Genomic DNA, 22,158 nt, shown 5'->3' on the forward strand with positions numbered 1-22,158 from the left:
GTAACCATTCGGTCGCCTCATGGTCGACAAGTGCAGACGATTGGCCTAGTCTGAATGTAATCCGTGTTTTCGCCACCCGGTGGGACATGCCTGCGCATGAAAACGGACCCGACGCTGCCAGAAGATCCGGGCCTGTTTGCCGATATCGTCGACGCCACCCACGACGCGATCGTGGTGATCGACGAACGCGGGATCATCAGGCTCGTCAATCGCGCGGCGGAGCTGATCTTCGGCTATACGCCTGACGAGCTGGTCGGCCGGAATGTCAGCCTGCTGATGCGATCAGAGGAAGCCGAGGCCCATAACGGCTATCTGGCCGCTGCCGACAGCGATCTGCGCCGCCGGATCGTCGGCCGCGGCCGCCAGCTGCTCGGCCGGCGGCGTGACGGATCTCCGGTGCCGATCGATCTGGTGGTCAGCATGCTGCCGCGGCCGGGCGGGACCCGGTTCTATATCGGCACAATCCGCGACCTCTCGGACCGGAAACTTGCCGAGGAAAGCCTGCGCCTCGGTTTCGAGAGCAGCGGCGTGGGCCAGGCGATGATGTCCCCCGACGGCCGCCTGCTTCGGGTGAACGGGGCGCTGGCCAGAAGTCTTGGGCATGAACAGGGGCGGCTGATAGGCGGCGATATCCGTGCAATCCTGCATCCCGATGATGTCGAGGCCGCGCATGAATGGCTTGCGGCCATCCGCGCGGGCGGGCGGTTGCGGGACGGCATGCGGATCTGCCGTCATGCCGACGGGCGCAAGGTCTGGTTCCGGGTCGCAGGTGCCGTCATCCGGGACGGCAAGGGCCACCATGCGCATTGCATCGTTCAGTTCGCCGACGTGACGCCCCTGGTCGAAGCCGAGCACCGCCTGACCATGGCACTGGCCGCGGCCGAGACCGCGAGTGCGGCCAAGACGGCCTTCCTCGCCCATATGAACCACGAACTGCGCACGCCGCTGAATGCGGTGATCGGCTTTGCCGAACTGCTGATCGCGGGCCTGCACGGGGCGCTGCCGCCCCGGCAGCGCGATTATGTGGATGCCATCCATCAGGCGGGCTGCCGGCTGCTCGCGATCGTGGACGACATCCTCGACCTCACCCGGCTGGACGATCCGTCGATGCTGGAGACCCAGGACGTCGATGTGAGCGGGGTGGTGCGCAAGGGCCTGGAACGGGCGGCCGTGGCCGAGGGGCGGGCGGATGTGGTCGTCACCGTCACCATCGATCAGGGTGTGACCCTGTCGGGCGATTCCGCCGCGACGGTCCGGATCATCGCCAATCTCGCCTCCAATGCGATCAAGTTCTCAGGCCCTGGCGGGCGGGTCGCCATCGAAGCCAGCCGCTATGACGGCGATGCCGGTCATGGGGTGATCATCCGGGTTCGGGACGAAGGGCCCGGCATGCCGGCGGGGCTCGCCGCGGATGTCGGCTGGCCGTTCGAGACCGGCGGCGGGGTTCTGTCGCGCAACCATGGCGGCGCCGGGCTAGGCCTCGCCATCGTGCGCCGGCTGGTGATGCTGATGGGGGGCACGATCTCGGTCGATACCAGTACCGGTGGCGGCACCACCGTCGTCGTCGATCTGCCGGACCGGCAGCGGGTAGGGCAGGTCGCCTGATCCATGGCCGGCCCGCATGCGTAAGACGACAGGCGTCATACCCTTTGCCGGAGGCTTCCCCATGCATGCGCCTGGCGTCTTCCGTCTGTGTTCCCTGGCCCTGATAGTGGCTGCGGCCGTTCTGCGTCCGGCCCAGGCGGAGGATACGGTCCAGGCGGAGGATACGGTCCAGGCGGAGGATACGGGCCGTGTGGTCGAGCTTCTGGATCTCCCCCGCCACGCCGCCCTGATGCGCCATGCCACGGCCCCGGGCACCGGCGACCCCGACCATTTCCGCCTGAACGATTGCACCACCCAGCGCAACCTGTCCGAGGCGGGGCGTGCCGAGGCGCGCGAGACCGGCCGTCTGCTTCGGGCAGCGGGGCTGGCCGAAGCCCTCGTGCTCACCAGCCGCTGGTGCCGGGCAACCGATACCGCCCGCGAACTGGATCTGGGCGAGGTGGATCCGTTTCCGCCGCTCGACAGTTTTTTCCGCGACCGCAGCCGCGAAGATGCGGTGCGGCGCGATATCCTGGCGCGGATCGCCGGGCGCAAGGCCGGCGATCCGCCGCTGATCATGGTCAGCCACCAGGTCAACATCACCGCCATCACCGGCATCTTCCCGGCATCGGGAGAGATCGTCGTGGTCGAAGTGCTGCCGGAGGGAACCGCCGCGGTGCGGGCGCGGCTCTCCCCTTGACCGCCCGGCCGGCGTCTCCCCCCTCGGAACCATCAGGATGCTACCCATGACCTCCCCTTCTGCCGGCCTCCCCCGCACCGCCCGCCCCCCCGTCTTCTCGGGGCGGTCGCTGCTGGCCCTGCTGGGGTTCCTCGCGCTCTCTGCCGTGGTCTCGGGGCTTGGCGGCGCGGTCACCACGCCCGAAATCGACGGCTGGTACCGCACCCTGCCCAAGCCCGGTTTCACCCCGCCCGACTGGGTTTTCGCGCCGGTCTGGACCACGCTCTATATCCTGATGGCGGTGGCGGCCTGGCGGGTCTGGCGCAAGGCCGGCATCGCCGGGGCACGCGGGGCCCTTGGCCTGCATCTCGTGCAGCTGGCGCTCAACCTCGCCTGGTCGGTGCTGTTCTTCGGCCTGCATCAGGTCGGTCTGGCGCTGGTCGACATCCTGGTGCTGCTGGTGGCCGTCACGGCGACCGCGATCGCCTTCGGCCGTCATGATCGTCCGGCGGGGCTGCTTATGCTGCCCTATCTCGCCTGGGGGCCTTTGCTACCGCGCTCAATGCCTCGATCTGGCTCAATCTCAGCCCAGGACTGTGACGAAGTGCACAGGAGAGGCGGGTTCGGGCTTGCAGGGATCGGGCAGGTGGTCCCCGTTTCCGGTGCATAGACGCAAGGGCCGCGCCTCCGTAGATTGCGGCATCTCCGACTTGCTGCTTTGCGGAAACCTGCCCCTGCCATGCAGACCGGACCTGCCATCTCCCACGATCCGGCGCTGTTCGCGGATATCGTGGACGCCACGCATGATGCGATCGTCGTGATCGATGATCACGGCATCGTGCAGTTCGCCAACCGTGCCACCGAACTGATCTTCGGCTACAGCCCGGTCGAGCTGGTCGGGCAAAGCGTCAATCTGCTGATGCGGCCCGAAGAGGCGGCGGGCCATGACCGCCATCTGCGCACGGTCGATCCCGACATTCGCCAGCGGATCATCGGCCGGGGCCGGCAATTGACCGGCCGCCGCCGCGACGGCACGCCGGTGCCGATCGATCTGGTCGTCAGCATGCTGACCCGCAGCGACGATGTCCGGCTTTATATCGGCACGATCCGTGACCTGTCGGACCGGAGGCTGGCGGAAGAAAGCCTCAGGCTGTCCTTCGAAAGCACCGGCGTCGGTCAGGCCGTGGTCGGGCTCGACGGGCGGATGCTGCGGGTCAATCTGGCGCTGGCGCGCAGCCTGGGCCGCGAGGCGGCAGCCCTGGCCGGGGCGGATTTCCGCAGCCTGATCCATCCCGACGACCTGGCGGCCGCGGAACGCTGGCTGGCAGCCGCCCGGGTCGACGGCCGGCCGCTCGACGGCATGCGCCGCTACATTCATGCCGAAGGCCATATCGTCTGGTTCCGGGTGGCCGGCGCCGTGATCCGCGATGCCGACGGCCATCCCGCCCATTGCATCACCCAGTTCGCCGATGTGACGCCGTTGGTCGAGGCGGAGCGCCGTCTGACCCGGGCGCTCGCCGCCGCCGAGACCGCGAGTGCGGCCAAATCCGCTTTCCTGGCCCATATGAACCACGAGCTGCGCACGCCGCTCAATGCTGTGATCGGCTTTGCCGAACTGCTGATCGAAGGGCTGCACGGGCCCTTGCCGCAGTGCCAGCGCGACTATGTCACCGCCATTCATCAGGCCGGGCGGCGACTGCTCGCCATCGTCGACGACATCCTGGATCTCACCCGCTTGGACGACCCGTCGCTGCTGGCGTCCGAGGCGGTGGATCTGGACCAGATCGTGCGCCAGGGGCTGGATCGGGCGGCAGCGGCCGAGGGCCGGCCCGATGTCACGGTCAAGGTGGCGATCGCCCCCGATGCGGCGCTTGCCGGCGATGCCACGGTGATGGTGCGGATCATCGCCAATCTGGCGTCGAACGCGATCAAGTTCGCGCGGCCCCGGGGTCAGGTCCGCATCGAGGCGATGCCGGGCACGGCCGGGGTGGTGATCCGGGTCGAGGATGACGGTCCCGGCATGCCCGATGCGCTGGCCCGCGACATCGGCCGGCCCTTCGAGACCGGCGGCGGCGTGCTGTCGCGCAACCATGGCGGGGCAGGGCTGGGCCTTGCCATCGTCCGCCGGCTGGTCACGCTGATGGGCGGCCGGATCCGGGTCGAAACCGGCCGCCTGGGCGGTGCGATGGTGATCGTCGACCTGCCGGACCGGCATGTCGACGAGCGTGCGGCCTGATCTGGAGAAGAGCTGATCAGAAGAAGGCCTGAATGCCGGTCTGGGCACGGCCCAGGATCAAGGCATGGATGTCGTGGGTGCCCTCGTAGGTGTTTACGGTTTCCAGGTTCACCAGGTGCCGGATGACGTGGAATTCGTCCGAGATGCCGTTGCCGCCATGCATGTCGCGGGCGAGGCGGGCGATGTCGAGCGCCTTGCCGACATTGTTGCGCTTGAACAGCGAGATCGCCTCGGGCGCCGCCCGCCCCTCGTCCATCAGCCGGCCCAGGCGCAGCACGCCCTGCAGGCCCAGCGTGATCTCGGTCTGCATGTCGGCCAGCTTCTTCTGGATCAGCTGGTTGGCGGCCAGCGGCCGGCCGAACTGCTTGCGGTCGATCACATACTGCCGGGCCTGGTGCCAGCAGAACTCGGCCGCGCCCATCGCCCCCCAGGCGATGCCGTAGCGGGCCTTGTTCAGGCAGCCGAACGGGCCCTTCAGCCCCTTCACGTTCGGCAGCAGGTTTTGCTCGGGCACGAAGACGTCGTCGAGCACGATCTCGCCGGTGATCGAGGCGCGGAGCGACATCTTGCCCTGGATCTTGGGCGTCGAGAACCCGTCCATGCCCCGCTCGACCACGAAACCGCGGATCACGTCGTCATCGGTCTTGGCCCAGACCACCGCGATATCGGCGATCGGCGAATTGGTGATCCACATCTTGGCGCCGTTCAGCCGCCAGCCGCCATCGACCTTCGTGGCCCGGGTCTTCATGCCGCCCGGATCCGAGCCGTGATCGGGCTCGGTCAGGCCGAAGCAGCCGACCATCTCGCCGGTGGCGAGTTTCGGCAGGTATTTCCGGCGCTGCTCTTCCGAGCCATAGGCATAGATCGGGTGCATGACCAGCGACGACTGCACGCTCATCGCCGAGCGGTAGCCGCTGTCCACCCGCTCCACCTCGCGGGAGATCAGGCCATAGGCGACATGCGAGACGCCCGGGCAGCCGTATTCCTCGGGCAGGGTCGGGCCCAGCAGGCCCAGGGCACCCATCTCGTTCATGATCTCGCGGTCGAAATGCTCACGCCGGGTGCCGTCGATCACCCGGGTCAGCAGCCGGTCGCGGGCGAAGTCGCGGGCTGAATCGCGGATCATCCGTTCGTCTTCGGTCAGCTGGTCATCGAACAGCAGCGGGTCGGACCAGTCGAAGGCGGCGGCTTTGGGCGAGGTTTCCATATGGCTCATCGGTGTTCTGGCCTTGTCGCGGGTCTTGTGGAGCGTCTCCTGCCGTCGAATATAAGGAGGCGACAGGGCGGTGTGGCCGAAAAATCGGCCATGTCCGCTTTGCGGAATATATGACTGCCACGCGGAATAAAATCAGCGGAGACGGAGCATGAGCGAAGCCCTGACCGGCGAGGATCTGGCCCCCTATGGCTGGAACGGGCATGCGCCCGAAGACTGGGCGCCCGATCTGGCGGCGATCAAGCGCGCCGCGGCGGAGCCGGAGATCCTGCCGCTGCTCTCGGCACGCTGGAGCCCGCGGGCCTTTGCCGATGTCGATCTGTCCCTCGACGATCTGGCGCCGGTCTTCGAGGCGGCACGCTGGGCGCCCTCGGCCAATAATCAGCAGCCCTGGGTGTTCGTGGCTGCCAGCCGGTCCGAGGATCCGGAGGGCTTCGAGCGTCTGGCCAATTGCCTGCTGCCGGGCAACCGGCGCTGGGCACCCCGGGCGCCGGTGCTGATGCTGGCTGCGGCGCGGACGCTGCGTCCTGACGGCAAGCCGATCGGCACGGCGCTCTACGATCTGGGGCTGGCCGTCGGCATGATGTCGGTGCAGGCCACCGCCGAGGGGTTGTGGCTCCACCAGATGGCCGGCTTCGATGCCGGGGTCGCCACCGGCACGCTCGGCCTGCCGGAAGACGTGCAGCCGGTGGCGATGATTGCGATCGGCCCGATCGGCGATGCCGCCGAGCTGCCCGAAGATCTGCGCGGCCGGGAAATCTCGGCGCGGGAACGCCAGCCCCGCGACGCCTTCGTTCACCGTGGCCGCTTCGGCGGCTGAGGCTGACGTCCTTGCGGCCGGCCGGGTCGGGCCGGCCGCGGATGTCTCAGTTCAGGATCGGGCAGAGCGCCGGATCCATCGGCCGGATGACATCGGCTGCCGGCACCCGGTCGAGCACCCTGTAATAGTCCCAGGGACCCGTCGACGCGGCGGGGGTCTTCACCTCCACCAGGTGGTAGTCGCGCATCAGCCGGCCGTCCCTGCGGACCTCGGCGTCCCTGGTGAAGAAATCATTCACCCGGATCTCGCGCATCTTCGCCGCCACCGCCCGCGGCTCGTCGGTGCCGGCGGCCTCCACCGCCTTCAGATAGTGCAGCACCGCCGAATAGGTGCCGGCATGGATCTGGGACGGCATGTTGCCGCCGGTGGCGGCCTCGAAACGTTTCGCGAAGGCGCGGGTGGCGTCATCCATGTCCCAGTAGAAGCCGGTCACCACCTGCAGCCCCTGGGCGACCTCCAGTCCCAGCCCGTGGACGGTGTGCAGATAGAATACCGTCGCCGCCAGCTTCTGCCCGCCCTGGGTGAGGCCGAATTCCGAGGCCTGCTTGATGGTGTTGATGGTATCGACGCCGGCATTGGCGAGCGCCACGATTTTGGCACCCGAGGCCTGGGCCTGCAGCACATACGAGGAATAGTCGGTGGTGCCGATCGGGTGGCGCACCGCCCCCAGAACCTTGCCTCCGGCCGCTTCCACCACCGGGGTCAGCGCCCCTTCCATCGCCTTGGCGAAGGCGTAATCGGCCGAGATGTAGTACCAGCTGTCTCCGCCCTGGGCGACCACGGCCTTGCCGATCGCCTGGGCGATCGAGAAGGTGTCGTAGAGCCAGAGGAAGCCGGTTTCGGCACAATCCTGGCCATAGATCCGGTCATTGGCCGAGCCGACATGGACCACCAGCCGCCCGTCGCTTTTGGCCAGTTCCTGGACGGCCAGCGAGACTGCCGAATTGGCGATGTCGAAGATGCCGTCGACGCCGTCCTGATCATACCAGCGCCGCGCGGTGCCGGCGCCGATATCCGGCTTGTTCTGATGGTCGGCCGCGACGACCTCGATCGGCTTGTCGAGCACGGTGCCGCCGAAATCCTCGATCGCCAGCCGCGCGGCAGCGGCCGAGCCGGGGCCCGAGGTATCGGCATAGGCGCCCGACTGATCGTTCATCACCCCGATCCGCACCACCTCGCCGCTGATCTCTGCCGCTGCCGCCATGCCGGCCGTGCCGCAGATCAGGCCGGCCGCCAGCGCCGTGCCGAACAGACCCCGCTTCACCCGTTCCATCGTCATCGTCTCCCTCCCTCTGGTCCGGCTCGTGGCCGGGCTCGTTTGCGGGCGAGTTTAGCAGAGCTTCCGACATTAGAAAAACAAGTGTTTGGTAGTTTTAGGGGCGGGCCGCTTTCGGCCTGGACAGGCGGGAAGATGCAGGCCAGAGTCGATATAATGAACCAAACAATGGTTTGTTTAATCGCCGCCCGCCGGGCCACTCCGGCGGGAAGAGCCAGACGGAGGACACGCAGGAGATGACCGTGGTGACGCAGCCGGCCCTCTCTGACCGGACGGGATCCGGGGAGAGTGAGGGTGCCTGGGACCGGCCCGACGACATCCATGTCTATCTGCCCGAAATCTGGGCGGTGCATGCCCGCCATTTCCCCGAGAAGGACGCCATCGTCTGTGGCGAAGACCGGCTCAGCTGGCGCGGTTTCGACCAGGCGATGAACCGGCTGGCCAATGCCCTCCATGCCCGCGGGCTCGGCCGCGGCGACAAGGTCGCGGTGCTGCTCGGCAACGAGATCCTCACCATCCCGGTGATGTTCGGCGTGGTCAAGGCCAGGGCCTGTCTGGTGCCGCTGTCGGCCATGCTGACGCCTGACCAGCTGGCCCATCTGATCACCGATTCCGGGGCCACGACCCTGATCGTCGCCTCCGGGCTGATCGAGCGGATCGCACCGGTCCGGGACCGGCTCGACCAGATCGCACCGGACCGGTTCGTGGTGCTGGGCGGCGAGCGGCCGGGCTGGGTGGCTTACGAAGATTTCCTGGGCGATGCGCCCGCGACCCAGCCGCCCGTGCGCTATGCCCCGGATGACCCGTTCAACATCATCTACAGCTCCGGCACCACCGGCCTGCCCAAGGGCATCGTCCAGACCCACCGGGCGCGGCAGCACTGGTCATTCTCCAACGCCATCGAGATGCGCTTCGATCAGACCTCGCAGGCGCTGACCACCACCGCGCTCTACTCAAACGGCACCTGGCTGATGGTGCTGCCGGTGCTGTTCACCGGCGGCACGCTCCATATCCTGCCGCAATTCGACCCGGCGGCTTTCATTGAGACGGTGGCACGGGAGCGGATCACCCACACCTTCATGGTGCCGACCCAGTACATCCTGACCCTGGCCTCTCCGGCGCTCGATCAGGCCGACCTCTCCAGCCTCAAGACCATGCTCTCGGCCGGATCCCCCCTCAGGCCCGACACCAAGCAGGCGGTGCTGGCGCGGATGGGGCCGGGGCTTTACGAGCTTTACGGCCTGACCGAAGGCTTCGCGACCATGCTGAAGCCCGAATTCCATGCAACCCGGTTGAGCTCGGTCGGCACGCCGGTGCTGGGTTTCGAGGTCCGGATCATTGACGACGAGGGGCGCGAGTTGCCGGCAGGCGAGGCGGGCGAGATCGCCGGTTATGGCGCCGGCATGATGGCCGGCTATCACGGCCGGCCCGAGGCGACCGCCGCCGCGATCTGGCGGGACGAGCGCGGCCGCAGCTTCATCCGCACCGGCGATATCGGCAGGCTGGACGAGGCGGGCTTCCTCTACATCCTCGACCGCAAGAAGGACATGATCGTCTCGGGCGGCTTCAACGTCTTCCCGACCGATGTCGAGACCGTGCTGGGCGGCCATCCCGATGTGCTCGACGTGACGGTGATCGGCGTGCCGCATGAAAAATGGGGCGAGGCGGCGCTGGCGCTGGTGATCCCGCGCGACGGCGCCCGGGTCACAGAGGCCGATCTCAAGGCTTGGGCGAATGACCGGCTGGCCAAGACCCAGCGCCTGACGGCTGTGGAGTTCCGCGCGGAATTTCCGCGCAACGCGCTCGGCAAGGTGCTGAAGCGCGAGCTGCGCGCGCCCTATTGGGCGGCGGAGGGGCGGGTGATCTGATCGGCGGTCGGTTGGCTGGTCGTGGTCACGCCCGCGCCGGCCGCTGCGATATCTCGAGCGCGAGCATGGCGACCACCACGAAGGCGAGCGAGGCGGCGGGCAGCAGCAGTGGCCCCGCCCCGCCATGTACCGCCACCCCCACGCCCGAGCCCAGCGACATGCCTGCATAGAGCGCGGACGCATTGAGCGCGAGAGCGAGGCCGGCGCGATCGCCGGCCAGATCCACCAGGCGCTTCTGCTGGGGGGCCATGAACGACATGGCCGTGATTGCCCAGACCGACATCAGCAGATAGAGCGGAACCAGCCCGCCCGGCACCACCAGTGCCGCGGCGAAGCCCAGACCCAGGGCGGTGAGGGTGATGCGCAGCGTGCTGACGGCACCGAAACGGCGTTCCAGCACGGCACCCAGCGCATTGCCGATCAGCCCGCCGGCGCCGTAGATGAACATGGCGGTGGGGACCGCGGTTTCGGGCAGGACGCGGCCGCCGGCCTCGGCGACGGCGGTCATCCAGGGGGCGAGCAGGGCGTAGGTGACGAAGATGCCGGACATCTGCATCAGCGGCACCACCAGCGCCATGCCGATCCGCCGGTCGACCATCATACGCAGCAGCACTCTCGCACCCGAGCGGGAGCCGCGCAGCCCCCCGGGCACGGTCGCGCGCACCGCCAGGGCGACCAGCACGGCAATTGCAGCGATCCCCCAGGTGACGCCGCGCCAGCCGATCGCGATCCCGGCCATGCTGCAGATCGGCACGCCGATCACCACCGCCGCAGTCATGCCGCCGAAGACGGTAGCCAGTGCCGAGGCCCGGCGGTCTTCGTCGACCAGAATGGCACCGGTGGCCGAGACGGTCGGGCCGACCAGACCCGCCCCCAGCGCCATCACCGTGCGGCCGGCGACCAGCATTCCGTAGCTTTGTGCCAGCGCACAGAGCACGGCGCCCAGGCACACGCCTGCAAGCCCGGTCATCACCATCCGTCGCCGGTCGCGATCGCCGAACAGGATCTGCATGGCCGGTGCGGCGAGCGCATAGGTGATGGCGAAGGCCGTGACCAGCCCGCCCACGGCAGACGGGGGGAGGTTGAGGTCGGCGGTGAGCGGCTGGGCGAAGCCGATCACCGACATGGAGGCGACACCCACGGTGAAATAGCCGCCGGCAAGAGCCAGCAGGGCAGGAAGACGGCGGGTGGCGCGGGTGTGACGGGGCATGCGGACGTCCTGTGCGCCGGCAGGGCCGGCGATTGCGATGGAATGTCGGGTGCGGAGATCGGATGGCTCCGGCCGTTGAAGCTGCCTTCGGCTCTGGCATAATTCAAATCGATGTTTCGTATAGGAAGGATAATCTGCATGGATCTGCCGCGGCATGATCTGGGCCTGCTGCTGTCGCTGGATGTGCTGCTGGCGGAACGCAGCGTCACCCGCGCCGCCCGCCGGCTGGGGATCAGCCAGCCGGCGCTGTCGGCCCAGCTCGCGCGCCTGCGCGACCTGTTCGACGACCCCCTGCTGGTCCGATCTGGCCGCACGTTGGTGCCGACCAGCCGCGCCGAGGCACTGCGCCAGCCGCTCAATCGCCTGCTCGACGAGCTTCAGTCTCTGGTTGCCGCGGAACTCCCCTTCGATCCCATGGCCGGGCCGGTGACGGTGCGGGTGATCGCCACCGACTATATTCACGCCGCGGTGACCGGCCGGCTGGTTGCGGCCTTCGAAGGCCGCGGCGATGTGCCGGCACCGGATACACGGGTTGTGCCCGACACCCGGGTGGTCATGATGGCCCACGACCCGCAGCGCAGCCGTCAGGATCTGGAAGAGGGCTGCGCGGATCTGATGATCGCCTCAGAGCCCCTGTTGCCCCAGGGGGCGATCCGCAGCCGGCTGTTCGACGAACGTTTCGTAGCCGTGCAACGGCGCGGGCATCCGCGTGGTACGGGGCCGTTCGATCTGGATGAATTCTGCCGCCTGCCTCATGTCCTGGTGTCGCCGGTCGGTGGCGCACTGCGCGGGGTGACCGACGAGGCGCTGGCGGCCCTCGGCCGTACCCGCCGGATCGCGGCCTCGGTGTCGAGTTTTCTGCAACTGCCGCCGCTGCTGGCCCGCACGGACCTGATCGCCATGGCGCCAGAGCGTCTGGCCATGGCCTGCACCCGCGATCTCGACATCTTCGAGCCGCCGGTGACCGTGCCGGGGTTTACCATCCATCTGGCCTGGCATCCGCGCCGCGACCGCGATCCCAAGATCTGCTGGCTGCGCCGTGAAATTCAGGCGCTGCATCTGTGACCGGTTCCGCCCGGCCATGCTATATCTCCGCCGTCACATTCGTGCAGGAAGGCGGCCCGTCATGGCGAAATCCGGGAAACCCACGGCATCCACCCGCGCCACCCAGGCCCTCGCCCGCGCCGGCATCGCCTTCGAGACGCTGACCTATGACTATGATCCCGATGCCGAGCGTATCGGCCTGCAGGCGGCCGAGGCGATCGGGGAGCCGCCGCGGCGGGTGCTGAAAACGCTGATGGCCGAGGTCGACGGCCGCGCGGTCTGCGTGGTGGTGCCGTCGGATCACGAGGTGAGCATGAAAAGGCTCGCCCAGGCCTTCGGCGGCAAGGCGGCGGTGATGATGCGCCCGACCGATGCCGAGCGCATCACCGGCTATCATGTCGGCGGCATCAGCCCCTTCGGCCAGAAGAAGCGGGTGCCGACCGCGGTCGAGGCGGCGGCGATGGCCGAGCCTTATGTCCTCGTGAATGGCGGCCAGCGCGGGCTTCAGGCGAAGCTCGCACCGGCCGATCTGGTCCGGGCGCTGGGGGCGGTGACCGCGCCGCTGATCGCCTGACCCCGTCAGACGGATCCGAAGCCCAGCTTCCCGGCGAGGAACCGCCCCGCCTCCATGGCGCCCGCCTGGGAGATGGTGTGGCCGAGCCCGGGCTCGAACCGCGCCTCGACATCCATCCCGGCTTCGGCCAGCCGCTCGGCGGCCTGCCGGCTCTCTTCCGCCGGCACCACCGGATCGGCCAGGCCGTGGATCAGCAGCAGCGGCGTCAGATGCGCCGGCGTCAGCGGATCGGCCGTGCCGAGCCGCCCCGAGAAGGCGACGCCCGCCGCCACCGGCCAGCGGCCGCGGGCGATGCCGTCCAGCAGCATCATCGAGCCCTGCGAGAACCCGACCAGCGCCACCCGGTCCAGCCGGTCGCGAAAGCCCTGCTCCGTCACGATCCGGTCGAGGAGCGCATCGAAATCCGCCCGTGCCGCGGCAATCCTGGCGGCCCGGTCGGCGGCCGTGATCGACCCGATCGAGAACCACTGGAAGCCGGTCGGCGCCTGATCGAAACGATGCGGCGCATCCGGCGACACGAACACCGCCCCCGGCAGCGCCCCCTGCCAGAAATGCCCGAGCGGCTCCAGATCGGCGCCATTGCTGCCGACCCCGTGGAGCATGATGACGAGGGCGGTGGCTGTCATGCCCCCGGCACGCCCTTGGTGGTGGAATATTCGAAATGCATCACCTCGCCCGGGCGGCAGATCTCGCGGGCGGCATGGGTTGCCGAGGCGGCCTCGGCGAAGCCCGAGAGGATCAGCTTCAGCTTGTGCGGATAGCGGGCGATGTCGCCGATGGCGAAGATGCCGGGCAGGCTGGTCGACATGGTCGCCTGTTCGACCGTGATGTGGTTCTGGTCCAGCGCCAGGCCCCAGGTCAGGATCGGGCCCAGATTCATCGACAGGCCGAAGAAGGGCAGTAGCACGTCGGCCTCCAGCCGGCGGATATTGCCGTCCAGATCGGCGACCGTCACGACATCCAGCCGGCCGGTTTCCGGATCACCCTCCAGGCCGTGGAGCTGGTAGGGCACGACCAGGTCGATTTTGCCCTGGGCCGCCAGGGCATGCAGTTTCGCCACGCTTTCCGGCGCCCCACGGAATTTCGGGCGGCGATGGATGACCATGATCGCAGAGGCGATATCGGCAAGCTCGATCGCCCAGTCGAGCGCGCTGTCGCCGCCGCCCGCGATCACCACCCGCTTGCCGCGGAAGGCTTCCTTGCGGGCGACACGATAGAAGACCGCGCGTTCTTCATAGGCCTCGATGCCGGCAAGCGGCGGCCGGTTGGGTCCGAAGGCGCCGACGCCGGCGGCGATCAGCACCGCCTTGGCCTGGATCTGCGTGCCCTTGTCGGTGCCCACGATCCAGTCGCCCGTGGCCTCGTCGCGGGAAAGATCCGTGACCTGCTGGCCCAGATGCCAGACCGGGTCGAAGGGGGCGGCCTGGGCGGCCAACTGGTCGATCAAGGCCTGCGCCTCGATCTTCGGCCAGCCGGGGATGTCGTAGATCGGCTTTTCCGGATACATGGCACTGCACTGGCCGCCGACATGCGGCAGGGCGTCGATGACATGCGTCTTCAGCTTCAGCATGCCCGCCTCGAACACCGAGAACAGGCCCACGGGGCCGGCCCCGATCACGGCGATGTCGGTCTCGTGCCGCCCGCCGGGCTGGGTTGCGACGATGTCGCCGGCGGCACCCGGCGCGATGCCATAGGCGGCGGGATCGAAAGTGGTCGAGGTCGCGGTCATCGGACTCCGGTTTCCGTATCAGGTCGACAATGGATGCGGACCGGCGCCAGGCGCCGCCCGTTCCCCAGATGGGGGCGATCTTGTGGCTAGTCCATCCGGCTCGGCAACCACAATACGATCCTGGCGGGCCGGATCAGCCTGCCGCTCCCGGACCACCGGGCACCGGACGGCCCGCGGATCGAGAATTTATCACGTCCAGGTTGAATTCAGCAGCCATTCCGGACCGTGGCGCCGGTTTTTTGCCCGGGGGATCACCAGGCGGAACGGAATCCGGCGACAGCCGGGTCAGATCCCGGCCTGCCCCCGGGCCATGTCGCGCCTCAGCTGTCGGGCATAGGTTTTGTAGTCCACCTCCAGCGCGTAGCGCGGGCTGTCGAGCCAGGTCCGGCGCTGAACCGCGTGATGACGGGCGATTTCGCGACGCTGATCCTCGGGCCCCGCCGGGGCCATCGCACCGGACAGCAGGCTGGCGAGCCAGCGGGCCTGGATCTCGACCAGTGGAATTGTCGGCCCGATCGGCTGCACCAGCCCGGCAAAGGCGAGGCCGGGGCAGGCGGGGGAGAGGATGCGGCGATAGAGCGCCGGCCGGCTCTCGTCGCCGAGGGCCTGCCGGGCGAGGCCGGGATCGAGGAAGGGGAAGCTGGTCCGATAGCCGGTGGCGTAGATGATCGCATCGAAGGGATCGCGGGCGCCGTCGGTGAAGACCACGCCATCGCCGTCCAGCCGGGCGATGTCGGGGCGCATGGTGATCCGTCCATGGCCGATCGCCGGCAGCAGATCCTGGCTGAGCGTCGCGTGTTCCCGCCACATCGGATGGGCCGGACGCGGCAGGCCGAAGCGCCGCTGATCGCCGACCGCCAGCCGGATCAGCCGGGCCATGATCATGCGGGTCAGCCGGGTCGGCAGATGCAGACGGCGCGAGAGGAGCGCCGACCAGCGGTCGACCGGCACACCCATCAGGTATTTGGGCATGATCCAGGCGCCGCGGCGGGTGGAGATCGCGACATGGGCGGCCCGCCGGCACAGGTCGACCGCGATGTCGACCGCCGAATTGCCGAGGCCGACCACCAGCACGCGCCGCCCTTCGAAGGGATCGCTGGTGCGGTAATGATGGGCATGCAGCGTCGTGCCGTCGAATTGCCCCGGAAAATCAGGCAGGCGCGGATCCCAGAGATGGCCGTTGGCGACGACGACATGGCGATAAGGGATCCTGCGGCCGTCGGACAGCGAGACCTGCCAGCGCCCGTCGCCCGCCGGCGTGACCGCGGTGACTGCGGTGCGGAAGGTGATCAGGGGGCGGATGCCGAAATGGTCGGCATAGGCCTCCAGATGGGCCAGGAACTGGGCGTGGGAGAGAAAGTCGGGCAGGTGCTTCGGGATCGGGAAATCCGGATAGCCCAGATTGTCCCGGCTGGTATCGATATGCAGCGCCGCATAGGCCGAGGACATGCCGTTGTCGTTGCGATAGCGCCACATTCCGCCGATATCGGAACCGGTTTCGTAGCAGGCGAAGGCGATGCCGCGCTCCTTCAGCGCCTTGGCGACCGCCACACCCGACGAGCCGGCGCCGATGATGCAGATGTCGGGACAGCCGGTGCCGTCCTCCACGCCCCTCCGATCAGGACCCGACATGGCCGGCCCCCTCATGCCTCAGATGATCGGCGATGAGGGCGTCGAGGCTGGCATCCGGCCGGATACCCAGAGGCTCGGCCCGGGCCGAGACGAAGTGCTGCGGCCAGCCCTGGACGATGTGGGCCAGATCAGCCTCTGGCGCGAAACCGATCCCTCCGGTGGCGCCGCGGGCTTTCACGGCGGCGGCGATCTCGCCGATGGTCACGGTGAGCGCCGGCAGATTGAGGGCGCGTCCGGGCGGCAGATCGTCCTCCGCCACCGCCACCAGCCGCAGCAGCGCCTGTACCACCGCACCCGCCGAGGCGAGCGGCACCAGGGTTTCGGGCGGCAGGGGCGAGACGACGTCGCAGCCGGCCAGCGGCTCGCGGATCAGTGCGGCGATCCGGTCAGAGACGGCCGGTGTCGGTGCGCCGGGGCGGGTGACCACGATCGGCAGGCGCAGGGAGCGGCCGTCGATCCGGCCCCGGCGCGACAGATCGGCCAGCATCAGCTCTGCGATCGCCTTGTGGGTGCCATAGCTGGTGGCGGGCATCGGCCTGAGGTCGTCGCTGGTCTCAGGCGGCAGGTCGCCGCCGAAAACCGCGATCGAACTGGTGAAGATGAAGCGGGGGTGGCCCGTTGCCGCTTCGGCCATCCGGCGCGGCGCCTCCACATTCACCGCCCAGGCGGCATCCGGCGCGCGTTCGGCATCCAGCGTCAGGCTGGCGGCCAGGTGAAAGACGATGTCGGCGCCCCTGGCGCCAAGAGCCGCGGCCGTTGCCGGATCGGCCAGGTCGGCGGCGGTGCAGGCAACGGGCATCGCCGTTCCGGCCGGCGGTTCCGGTGCCGTCAGATCGACCAGTTCCAGCCGGCTGGCCGGCCCCTTGCCGCCATCCGCCCCCGGTAGTGGGGCTCCTGCGGCAATCACCCGGGCCAGGCGCCGGCCGAGAAAGCCGCCGGCGCCGGTGATCAACACGTTCGTCATGGACGGCGTCTCCTCCCAGGGTGCCCGAACCGGTTGATCCGGTGGGATGTTTATTAACATACTACTGAGTAGGATGTTTCCGGGCAAGCTGCTGCCGCTGATCTGGCCCCTCGGGACGGCTTGGCTTAGGATGCCCGGCCATGAAGATCGCGGAGGACGGCGTGGCGCGACGCGGGCGGAAGATCGACGAGGCCGAGGCGGCGAGCCGCCGCATGGAACTGCTGGAGGCGGCGGCCAACTGCTTCATGCGCACCGGCTATCACGCCACCAGCATCGACGACGTCGCCCGGTCGATGGGCTGCACCAAGGGCTTCATCTACCACTACCACGCCACCAAGACCGATCTGTTCTTCGACGTCCATCGCGAGGGCATGCGGCGGCTGTTCGCGGCCGTGGAGCCGGCCATGGCATCTGCCGGCGATGCGCTGGCGGTGCTCCGCGCCATGCTGCTGGCCCATGCCCGGGCAATGATGGACCATCATGCCTTCGAAACCGTGGTTGCCCAGGGCGTGCAGATCCACCGGTTCGGGGCGACCACCCCCGATCAGCGCCGCACCCTGGACGAGTTGATCGCCAGTCGCGACCGCTTCGAAGCCCTGTTCAAGGCCCAGACCCTGCGCGCGGCCGAGGCGGGGCTGCTGGGGCCGGTCGCCCCCTCGATCGCGGTCAAAATGATGCTGGGCGCGCTGCAATGGTCGATCTTCTGGTATCGCCCCGAAGCCGATGCCGGAGAGGGGGCGCGCGACCGTCTGGCGGAGGAAATGGTCCGGACGATCATCGATGGCCTGCGCGCGCGACCCGCTGCGGGGTAGACTGCCTGGATAACGAAAAAGTCCAGGGAGGTTCCGGAGGATGCAGACCGTCGGTGACGAGGCCCATCCCGAGATCCGGGCGGCGGTGCGGGCGCTCTGCGCCGGTTTTCCACCTGAATATCACCGCAGGGTGGATGCCGGTCGCGCCTATCCCGAGGCCTTCGTCGAGGCCCTGACCCGTGCCGGCTGGATGGCGGCCCTGATCCCGGAACAGTATGGCGGCGCCGGGCTGGGCCTCGCCGAAGCGTCCGTGATCATGGAAGAGATCAACCGCTCGGGCGGCAATTCCGGGGCCTGTCACGGCCAGATGTACAACATGACCACCCTGGTCCGCCATGGATCGGAGGACCAGCGCCGGCGCTATCTGCCGGCGATCGCGGCGGGCGAACTCAGGCTGCAGTCGATGGGCGTCACCGAGCCCGGCGCCGGCACCGACACCACCCGGATCCGGACCACCGCGATCCGGCGCGGCGACCGCTGGGTGATCAACGGCCAGAAAGTCTGGATCTCGCGCATTCAGCATTCCGACCTGATGATCCTGCTGGCCCGGACCACGCCGCTCGATCAGGTGGCGAAGAAATCCGAGGGGCTGTCGATCTTCATCGTCGACCTGCGCGACGCGATCGGCCGCGGGCTCAGCGTCCGGCCGATCGCCAACATGGTCAATCACGAGACCAACGAGCTGTTCTTCGACGAGTTGGAGATCCCGGCCGAAAACCTGATCGGCGAGGAAGGCCAGGGCTTCCGCTACATCCTGACCGGGCTGAATGCCGAACGGGTGCTGATTGCGGCCGAATGCATCGGCGACGGCTACTGGTTCATCGACAAGGTCTCGGCCTATGCCTCGGAGCGGCAGGTCTTCGGCCGGCCGATCGGCCAGAACCAGGGCGTGCAGTTCCCGATCGCCGAAAGCTTCATCGAGGTCGAGGCCGCCAATCTGATGCGCTGGGAAGCCTGCCGCCTCTACGATGCCGGCCGCCCCTGCGGGGCCCAGGCGAACATGGCGAAATACCTGGCGGCCAAGGCCTCGTGGGAGGCGGCCAATGCCTGCATCCAGTTCCATGGCGGCTTCGGCTTTGCCGCCGAATACGATGTCGAGCGCAAGTTCCGCGAAACCCGGCTCTATCAGGTGGCGCCGATTTCCACCAACCTGATCCTCGCCTATGTGGCCGAGCATGTGCTCGGCCTGCCGCGGTCGTTCTGACGGGGGAGGGGCTGATGGATCCGCAGGTGCGGCCGCTTGAAGGCCTGACCGTGATCGCCCTGGAACAGGCGGTCTCGGCCCCGTTCTGCACCGTGCGCCTGGCCGATGCCGGGGCACGGGTGATCAAGATCGAGCGCCCCGAGGGCGATTTCGCCCGCGGCTATGACGATGTCGCCCATGGTGAAAGCAGCTATTTCGTCTGGCTGAACCGGGGCAAGGAGAGCCTGGTGCTCGACCTTGCTCAGGCTGCGGGGCGGGTGGCCTTCCGCGAGCTTCTGGCCCGGGCCGATGTGCTGGTCCAGAACCTGAAGCCGGGCGCTCTGGCCCGGATGGGCTGTGCGGTTGCGGATCTGCGGCGCGATTTCCCGAGGCTGATCATCTGTTCGATCAGCGGCTATGGCGAGACCGGGCCGCTCGCCGACCGCAAGGCCTATGACATGCTGGTCCAGGCGGAAGCCGGATTGTGTTCCATCACTGGCGGGCCGGACGCGCCGGCGCGGGTCGGCACCTCGATCGTCGACATCGCGACCGGGGCCACCGCTCATGCCGCGATCCTTGAGGCGCTGATCGCGCGGGGGATCAGCGGCCGGGGGGCGGCGATCGCGGTGTCGATGTTCGACGTCGCCGCCGACTGGCTGACCGTGCCGCTGCTGCATCAGGAAGGCGGGCGGCCGCCGCGGCGGGTGGGGCTGTCCCATCCCTCGATCGCGCCCTATGGCACCTTCCGCACCCGCGACGGCGCCATTCTGCTGGTCGCGATCCAGAGCGACCGGGAATGGGCGGCCTTCGTGCGCGAGATTGCGGGCCGGCCCGGGCTTGCGAGCGATCCGCGCTTTGCCGGCAATCGCGGCCGGGTGGCGCATCGCGCCGAGGCCGATGCGGTGGTGGCGGCGGCGATCGGCGCCGATGACGGTCCGTCGATCCGGGCGCTTCTGCAGCGCGTGGGGATCGCTTTCGCCGACCTCAACGACATGGCCGGCCTTGCCGCCCACCCCCATCTCCGCCGGATCACCGTCGACACGCCCTCGGGGCCGGTCGCCATGCCGGCCCCGGCCCCGGTCTTCGACGGTCCGCCCCGGCGCTACGGGCCGGTGCCGGCGCTGGGTGACCATCTCCCTCTCGATCCGGAGGCGGCATGACGACCGATATCGACCTCGATCATCTGCGCGGCTGGATCGGCCGCCAGGAGACCACGACCGAAGCGGTGACCCCCGATCTGGTCCGGCGCTTCCGCGCCACCTTCGACATCGGCGGCCCGATCCCGCAGCCGGGGGAGGCGGCCCCCCGGCTGATCCACTGGTGTCTGGGGCAGCCGGCCGTGGCCACGGCCGCCCTCGGCCCCGACGGCCATCCCGCCCGCGGCGGCTTTCTGCCGCCGGTGCCGCTGCCCCGGCGGATGTGGGCGGGCGGCGCGGTTCGCTTCACCGGCGATCTGCGGGTGGGCCAGGTGATGGACCGCCTGTCGCGCATCGCCGAGGTCACGCTCCGCGAGGGACGCAGCGGCAGTCTCTGCTTCGTGACGGTCGAGCACCTGATCTCGGCCGCCGGCCGGGTGGTGGCGACCGAGCGGCAGGACATCGTCTATCGTGGGGCCCCCGACCCCGCCGCAGCGGGGCCCGGGCCTGCGCCGGAACCGGCCTTCCTCAAACCTGCCCCGGCCGGTCGTCATCACCGTCCGGTCGGGATCGGCCCGGCGCTGCTCTTCCGTTATTCGGCGCTCACCTTCAACGGTCACCGCATCCATTACGACAGGGATTATGCGACCGGTGTCGAGTGTTATCCCGGTCTCGTCGTCCACGGGCCGCTTCAGGCGACCCTGCTGTTCAACTATGCAGCCGGCCTCGACGGCCGCGCCCCGGACCGGTTCAGCTTCCGCAGCCTGTCACCGCTTTTCGACGGCGATGCGGTGCGCCTGCATGCTTCCGAGACCGAGGACGGGTTGAAGCTCTGGACCGCGCGTGACGGCGGGCCGGTTGCGATGACGGCGGAGGCGGGATGGGACTAGGACACATGCGGGCAGAAACAGGGTTTTAAAATGTTATAATATAACATAACATAATTGGTCTTCCGATACAGGGACCAGTTCCATGCCCACCCCGTCAGTCTCCCATCCCCCCACGGACACACGCCTGCCAGTCACCGTGCTCTCGGGCTTTCTCGGCGCCGGCAAGACCACGCTGCTCAACCACATCCTCGGCAATCACGAGGGGCGGCGGGTGGCGGTGATCGTCAACGACATGTCCGAGGTGAATATCGACGCGGCCCTGGTCCGCGCCGGTACCGCCGGGCTGACGCGCACCGATGCGAAGCTGGTGGAGATGAGCAATGGCTGCATCTGCTGCACCCTGCGCGAGGATCTGCTGATCGAGGTCGGGCGGCTGGCGCGCGAGGGGCGGTTCGATCAGCTGGTGATCGAATCGACCGGCATTTCCGAACCCATGCCGGTGGCGGAAACCTTCACCTTCGCCGATGAAGAGGGCCGCAGTCTGGGAGATGTCGCCCGGCTCGACACCATGGTGACCGTGGTCGATGCCTGTAATTTCCTCCGCGACTACGCTTCACGCGATGATCTTCAGGATCGCGGCGAATCCATGGGGCCCGAGGACCGCCGCAAGGTGGTCGATCTGCTGATCGAGCAGGTCGAGTTCTGCGACGTGATCGTGCTCAACAAGACCGATCTGGTGACCCCGGAAGATCTCGGGCGGCTGACCGGCATCCTGCGCAGTCTGAACCCCCGCGCGCGGATCGAGACCGCGGCCTTCGGCCGGGTGCCGCTCGACCGGGTGCTGGCCACCGGCCTGTTCGATTTCGCCGCCGCGGCCGAGGCGCCGGGCTGGCTGCGCGAACTGCGCGGCACGCATGTCCCGGAGACCGAGGCCTACGGCATCGGCAGCTTCGTCTATCGTGCCCGGCGGCCCTTCCATCCGGGGCGGTTCTTCGCCTGGATCGGCCGCGAATGGCCGGGTGTCGTCCGCTCTAAGGGGTTTTTCTGGCTGGCGAGCCATCCGGCGCTTGCGGGGACCTGGTCGCAGGCGGGCGCCGTCGCCCGCCATGGTGTGGCCGGCCACTGGTGGGCTGCCCTGCCGCCCGAGGACTGGCCCGAGGATCCCGCGCATGTCGAGACCATCCTGGAAAGCTGGGATCCGGAGACCGGTGATGCCCGCCAGGAACTGGTGCTGATCGGCATCGCCATGGACGAGCCCCGCCTGCGCGCCGGTTTCGATGCCTGTCTGCTGACCGATGCCGAGATGGCGGCCGGGCCTGCGGTCTGGATCGGCTGGGACAATCCCTTTCCCGGGTGGGCGTAGGCATC

At 68.6% G+C, this 22,158-nt stretch carries 19 protein-coding genes and 1 pseudogene; 13 read left to right on the plus strand and 7 right to left on the minus strand.

Annotated features, from left to right (window positions below; genetic code table 11):
- Positions 1-96 precede the first annotated feature (96 nt).
- The 4 genes and pseudogenes from TMO_RS02590 to TMO_RS02605 all read left to right on the plus strand — a co-directional run bounded on the left by TMO_RS02590 (position 97) and on the right by TMO_RS02605 (position 4,499).
- Positions 97-1,605 (plus strand): PAS domain S-box protein, encoded by a 1,509-nt coding sequence (locus TMO_RS02590; RefSeq protein ID WP_014744025.1) that lies wholly within the window; start codon positions 97-99, stop codon positions 1,603-1,605.
- A 61-nt stretch (positions 1,606-1,666) separates the two neighbouring features.
- Entirely contained in the window at positions 1,667-2,284 is a 618-nt protein-coding gene (locus TMO_RS02595) for a histidine phosphatase family protein (protein WP_014744026.1), read from the plus strand.
- 46 nt (positions 2,285-2,330) lie between these two features.
- Positions 2,331-2,863, plus strand: a pseudogene (locus TMO_RS02600) (TspO/MBR family protein).
- A gap of 139 nt (positions 2,864-3,002) precedes the next feature.
- A complete protein-coding gene (locus tag TMO_RS02605) occupies positions 3,003-4,499 on the plus strand; it encodes a PAS domain-containing sensor histidine kinase (protein ID WP_014744028.1) in 1,497 nt (498 codons plus the stop codon).
- 16 nt (positions 4,500-4,515) lie between these two features.
- On the opposite strand, the gene TMO_RS02610 is transcribed toward TMO_RS02605, so the two are convergent.
- Entirely contained in the window at positions 4,516-5,706 is a 1,191-nt protein-coding gene (locus TMO_RS02610; protein ID WP_014744029.1) for an acyl-CoA dehydrogenase, read from the minus strand.
- Positions 5,707-5,863: 157 nt separating this feature from the next.
- Between TMO_RS02610 and TMO_RS02615 the strand changes: the two genes are divergently transcribed.
- On the plus strand, positions 5,864-6,532 hold the full coding sequence (locus TMO_RS02615) for a nitroreductase family protein (RefSeq protein ID WP_014744030.1): 669 nt from the start codon (positions 5,864-5,866) through the stop codon (positions 6,530-6,532).
- A gap of 46 nt (positions 6,533-6,578) precedes the next feature.
- On the opposite strand, the gene TMO_RS02620 is transcribed toward TMO_RS02615, so the two are convergent.
- Complete coding sequence (locus TMO_RS02620) at positions 6,579-7,805, minus strand: ABC transporter substrate-binding protein (RefSeq protein ID WP_014744031.1); 1,227 nt, start codon at positions 7,803-7,805, stop codon at positions 6,579-6,581.
- 239 nt (positions 7,806-8,044) lie between these two features.
- Between TMO_RS02620 and TMO_RS02625 the strand changes: the two genes are divergently transcribed.
- The gene (locus TMO_RS02625; protein WP_014744032.1) at positions 8,045-9,676 is read left to right on the plus strand and encodes a class I adenylate-forming enzyme family protein; all 1,632 of its coding nucleotides are present in this window, start codon (positions 8,045-8,047) and stop codon (positions 9,674-9,676) included.
- Positions 9,677-9,701: 25 nt separating this feature from the next.
- Here the strand turns inward: TMO_RS02625 and TMO_RS02630 are convergent, their stop codons facing one another.
- Positions 9,702-10,886, minus strand: coding sequence for an MFS transporter (locus tag TMO_RS02630; RefSeq protein ID WP_014744033.1), 1,185 nt, complete (start codon positions 10,884-10,886; stop codon positions 9,702-9,704).
- Between the two features lie 138 nt (positions 10,887-11,024).
- On the opposite strand from TMO_RS02630, the gene TMO_RS02635 reads away from it, so the two are divergent.
- Together TMO_RS02635 and ybaK are read left to right on the plus strand one after the other, a co-directional pair.
- Positions 11,025-11,951, plus strand: a complete 927-nt coding sequence (locus TMO_RS02635) for a LysR family transcriptional regulator (protein WP_014744034.1) — start codon at positions 11,025-11,027, stop codon at positions 11,949-11,951.
- Positions 11,952-12,012: 61 nt separating this feature from the next.
- Positions 12,013-12,504, plus strand: a complete 492-nt coding sequence (ybaK, locus tag TMO_RS02640; RefSeq protein ID WP_014744035.1) for a Cys-tRNA(Pro) deacylase — start codon at positions 12,013-12,015, stop codon at positions 12,502-12,504.
- A 5-nt stretch (positions 12,505-12,509) separates the two neighbouring features.
- Here ybaK and TMO_RS02645 read toward each other — a convergent pair whose 3' ends face one another.
- From TMO_RS02645 to TMO_RS02660, 4 genes are all read right to left on the minus strand, one after another.
- Complete coding sequence (locus TMO_RS02645; protein WP_014744036.1) at positions 12,510-13,130, minus strand: alpha/beta hydrolase; 621 nt, start codon at positions 13,128-13,130, stop codon at positions 12,510-12,512.
- Entirely contained in the window at positions 13,127-14,233 is a 1,107-nt protein-coding gene (locus tag TMO_RS02650) for an NAD(P)/FAD-dependent oxidoreductase (RefSeq protein WP_014744037.1), read from the minus strand. The genes TMO_RS02645 and TMO_RS02650 overlap by 4 nt, the downstream gene beginning before the upstream one ends.
- 285 nt (positions 14,234-14,518) lie before the next feature.
- Entirely contained in the window at positions 14,519-15,865 is a 1,347-nt protein-coding gene (locus TMO_RS02655; protein ID WP_051045292.1) for a flavin-containing monooxygenase, read from the minus strand.
- The gene (locus TMO_RS02660) at positions 15,852-16,829 is read right to left on the minus strand and encodes an NAD-dependent epimerase/dehydratase family protein (RefSeq protein ID WP_014744039.1); all 978 of its coding nucleotides are present in this window, start codon (positions 16,827-16,829) and stop codon (positions 15,852-15,854) included. Before TMO_RS02660 ends, TMO_RS02655 begins: the two co-directional genes overlap by 14 nt.
- A gap of 140 nt (positions 16,830-16,969) precedes the next feature.
- Between TMO_RS02660 and TMO_RS02665 the strand changes: the two genes are divergently transcribed.
- The 5 genes from TMO_RS02665 (at position 16,970) to zigA (ending at position 22,153) form a co-directional block, all read left to right on the plus strand.
- Positions 16,970-17,641 (plus strand): TetR/AcrR family transcriptional regulator, encoded by a 672-nt coding sequence (locus tag TMO_RS02665; RefSeq protein WP_014744040.1) that lies wholly within the window; start codon positions 16,970-16,972, stop codon positions 17,639-17,641.
- Positions 17,642-17,681: 40 nt separating this feature from the next.
- A complete protein-coding gene (locus tag TMO_RS02670; protein WP_014744041.1) occupies positions 17,682-18,845 on the plus strand; it encodes an acyl-CoA dehydrogenase family protein in 1,164 nt (387 codons plus the stop codon).
- A gap of 14 nt (positions 18,846-18,859) precedes the next feature.
- Positions 18,860-19,984, plus strand: coding sequence for a CaiB/BaiF CoA transferase family protein (locus TMO_RS02675; RefSeq protein ID WP_014744042.1), 1,125 nt, complete (start codon positions 18,860-18,862; stop codon positions 19,982-19,984).
- Complete coding sequence (locus tag TMO_RS02680; protein WP_014744043.1) at positions 19,981-20,850, plus strand: FAS1-like dehydratase domain-containing protein; 870 nt, start codon at positions 19,981-19,983, stop codon at positions 20,848-20,850. The genes TMO_RS02675 and TMO_RS02680 overlap by 4 nt, the downstream gene beginning before the upstream one ends.
- Before the next feature lie 82 nt (positions 20,851-20,932).
- Positions 20,933-22,153: a zinc metallochaperone GTPase ZigA gene (zigA, locus tag TMO_RS02685; RefSeq protein ID WP_041604801.1), complete on the plus strand. Its 1,221-nt coding sequence runs from the start codon at positions 20,933-20,935 to the stop codon at positions 22,151-22,153.
- Positions 22,154-22,158: the final 5 nt, after the last annotated feature.

Source organism: Tistrella mobilis KA081020-065, from assembly GCF_000264455.2.
Classification (GTDB): domain Bacteria; phylum Pseudomonadota; class Alphaproteobacteria; order Tistrellales; family Tistrellaceae; genus Tistrella; species Tistrella mobilis.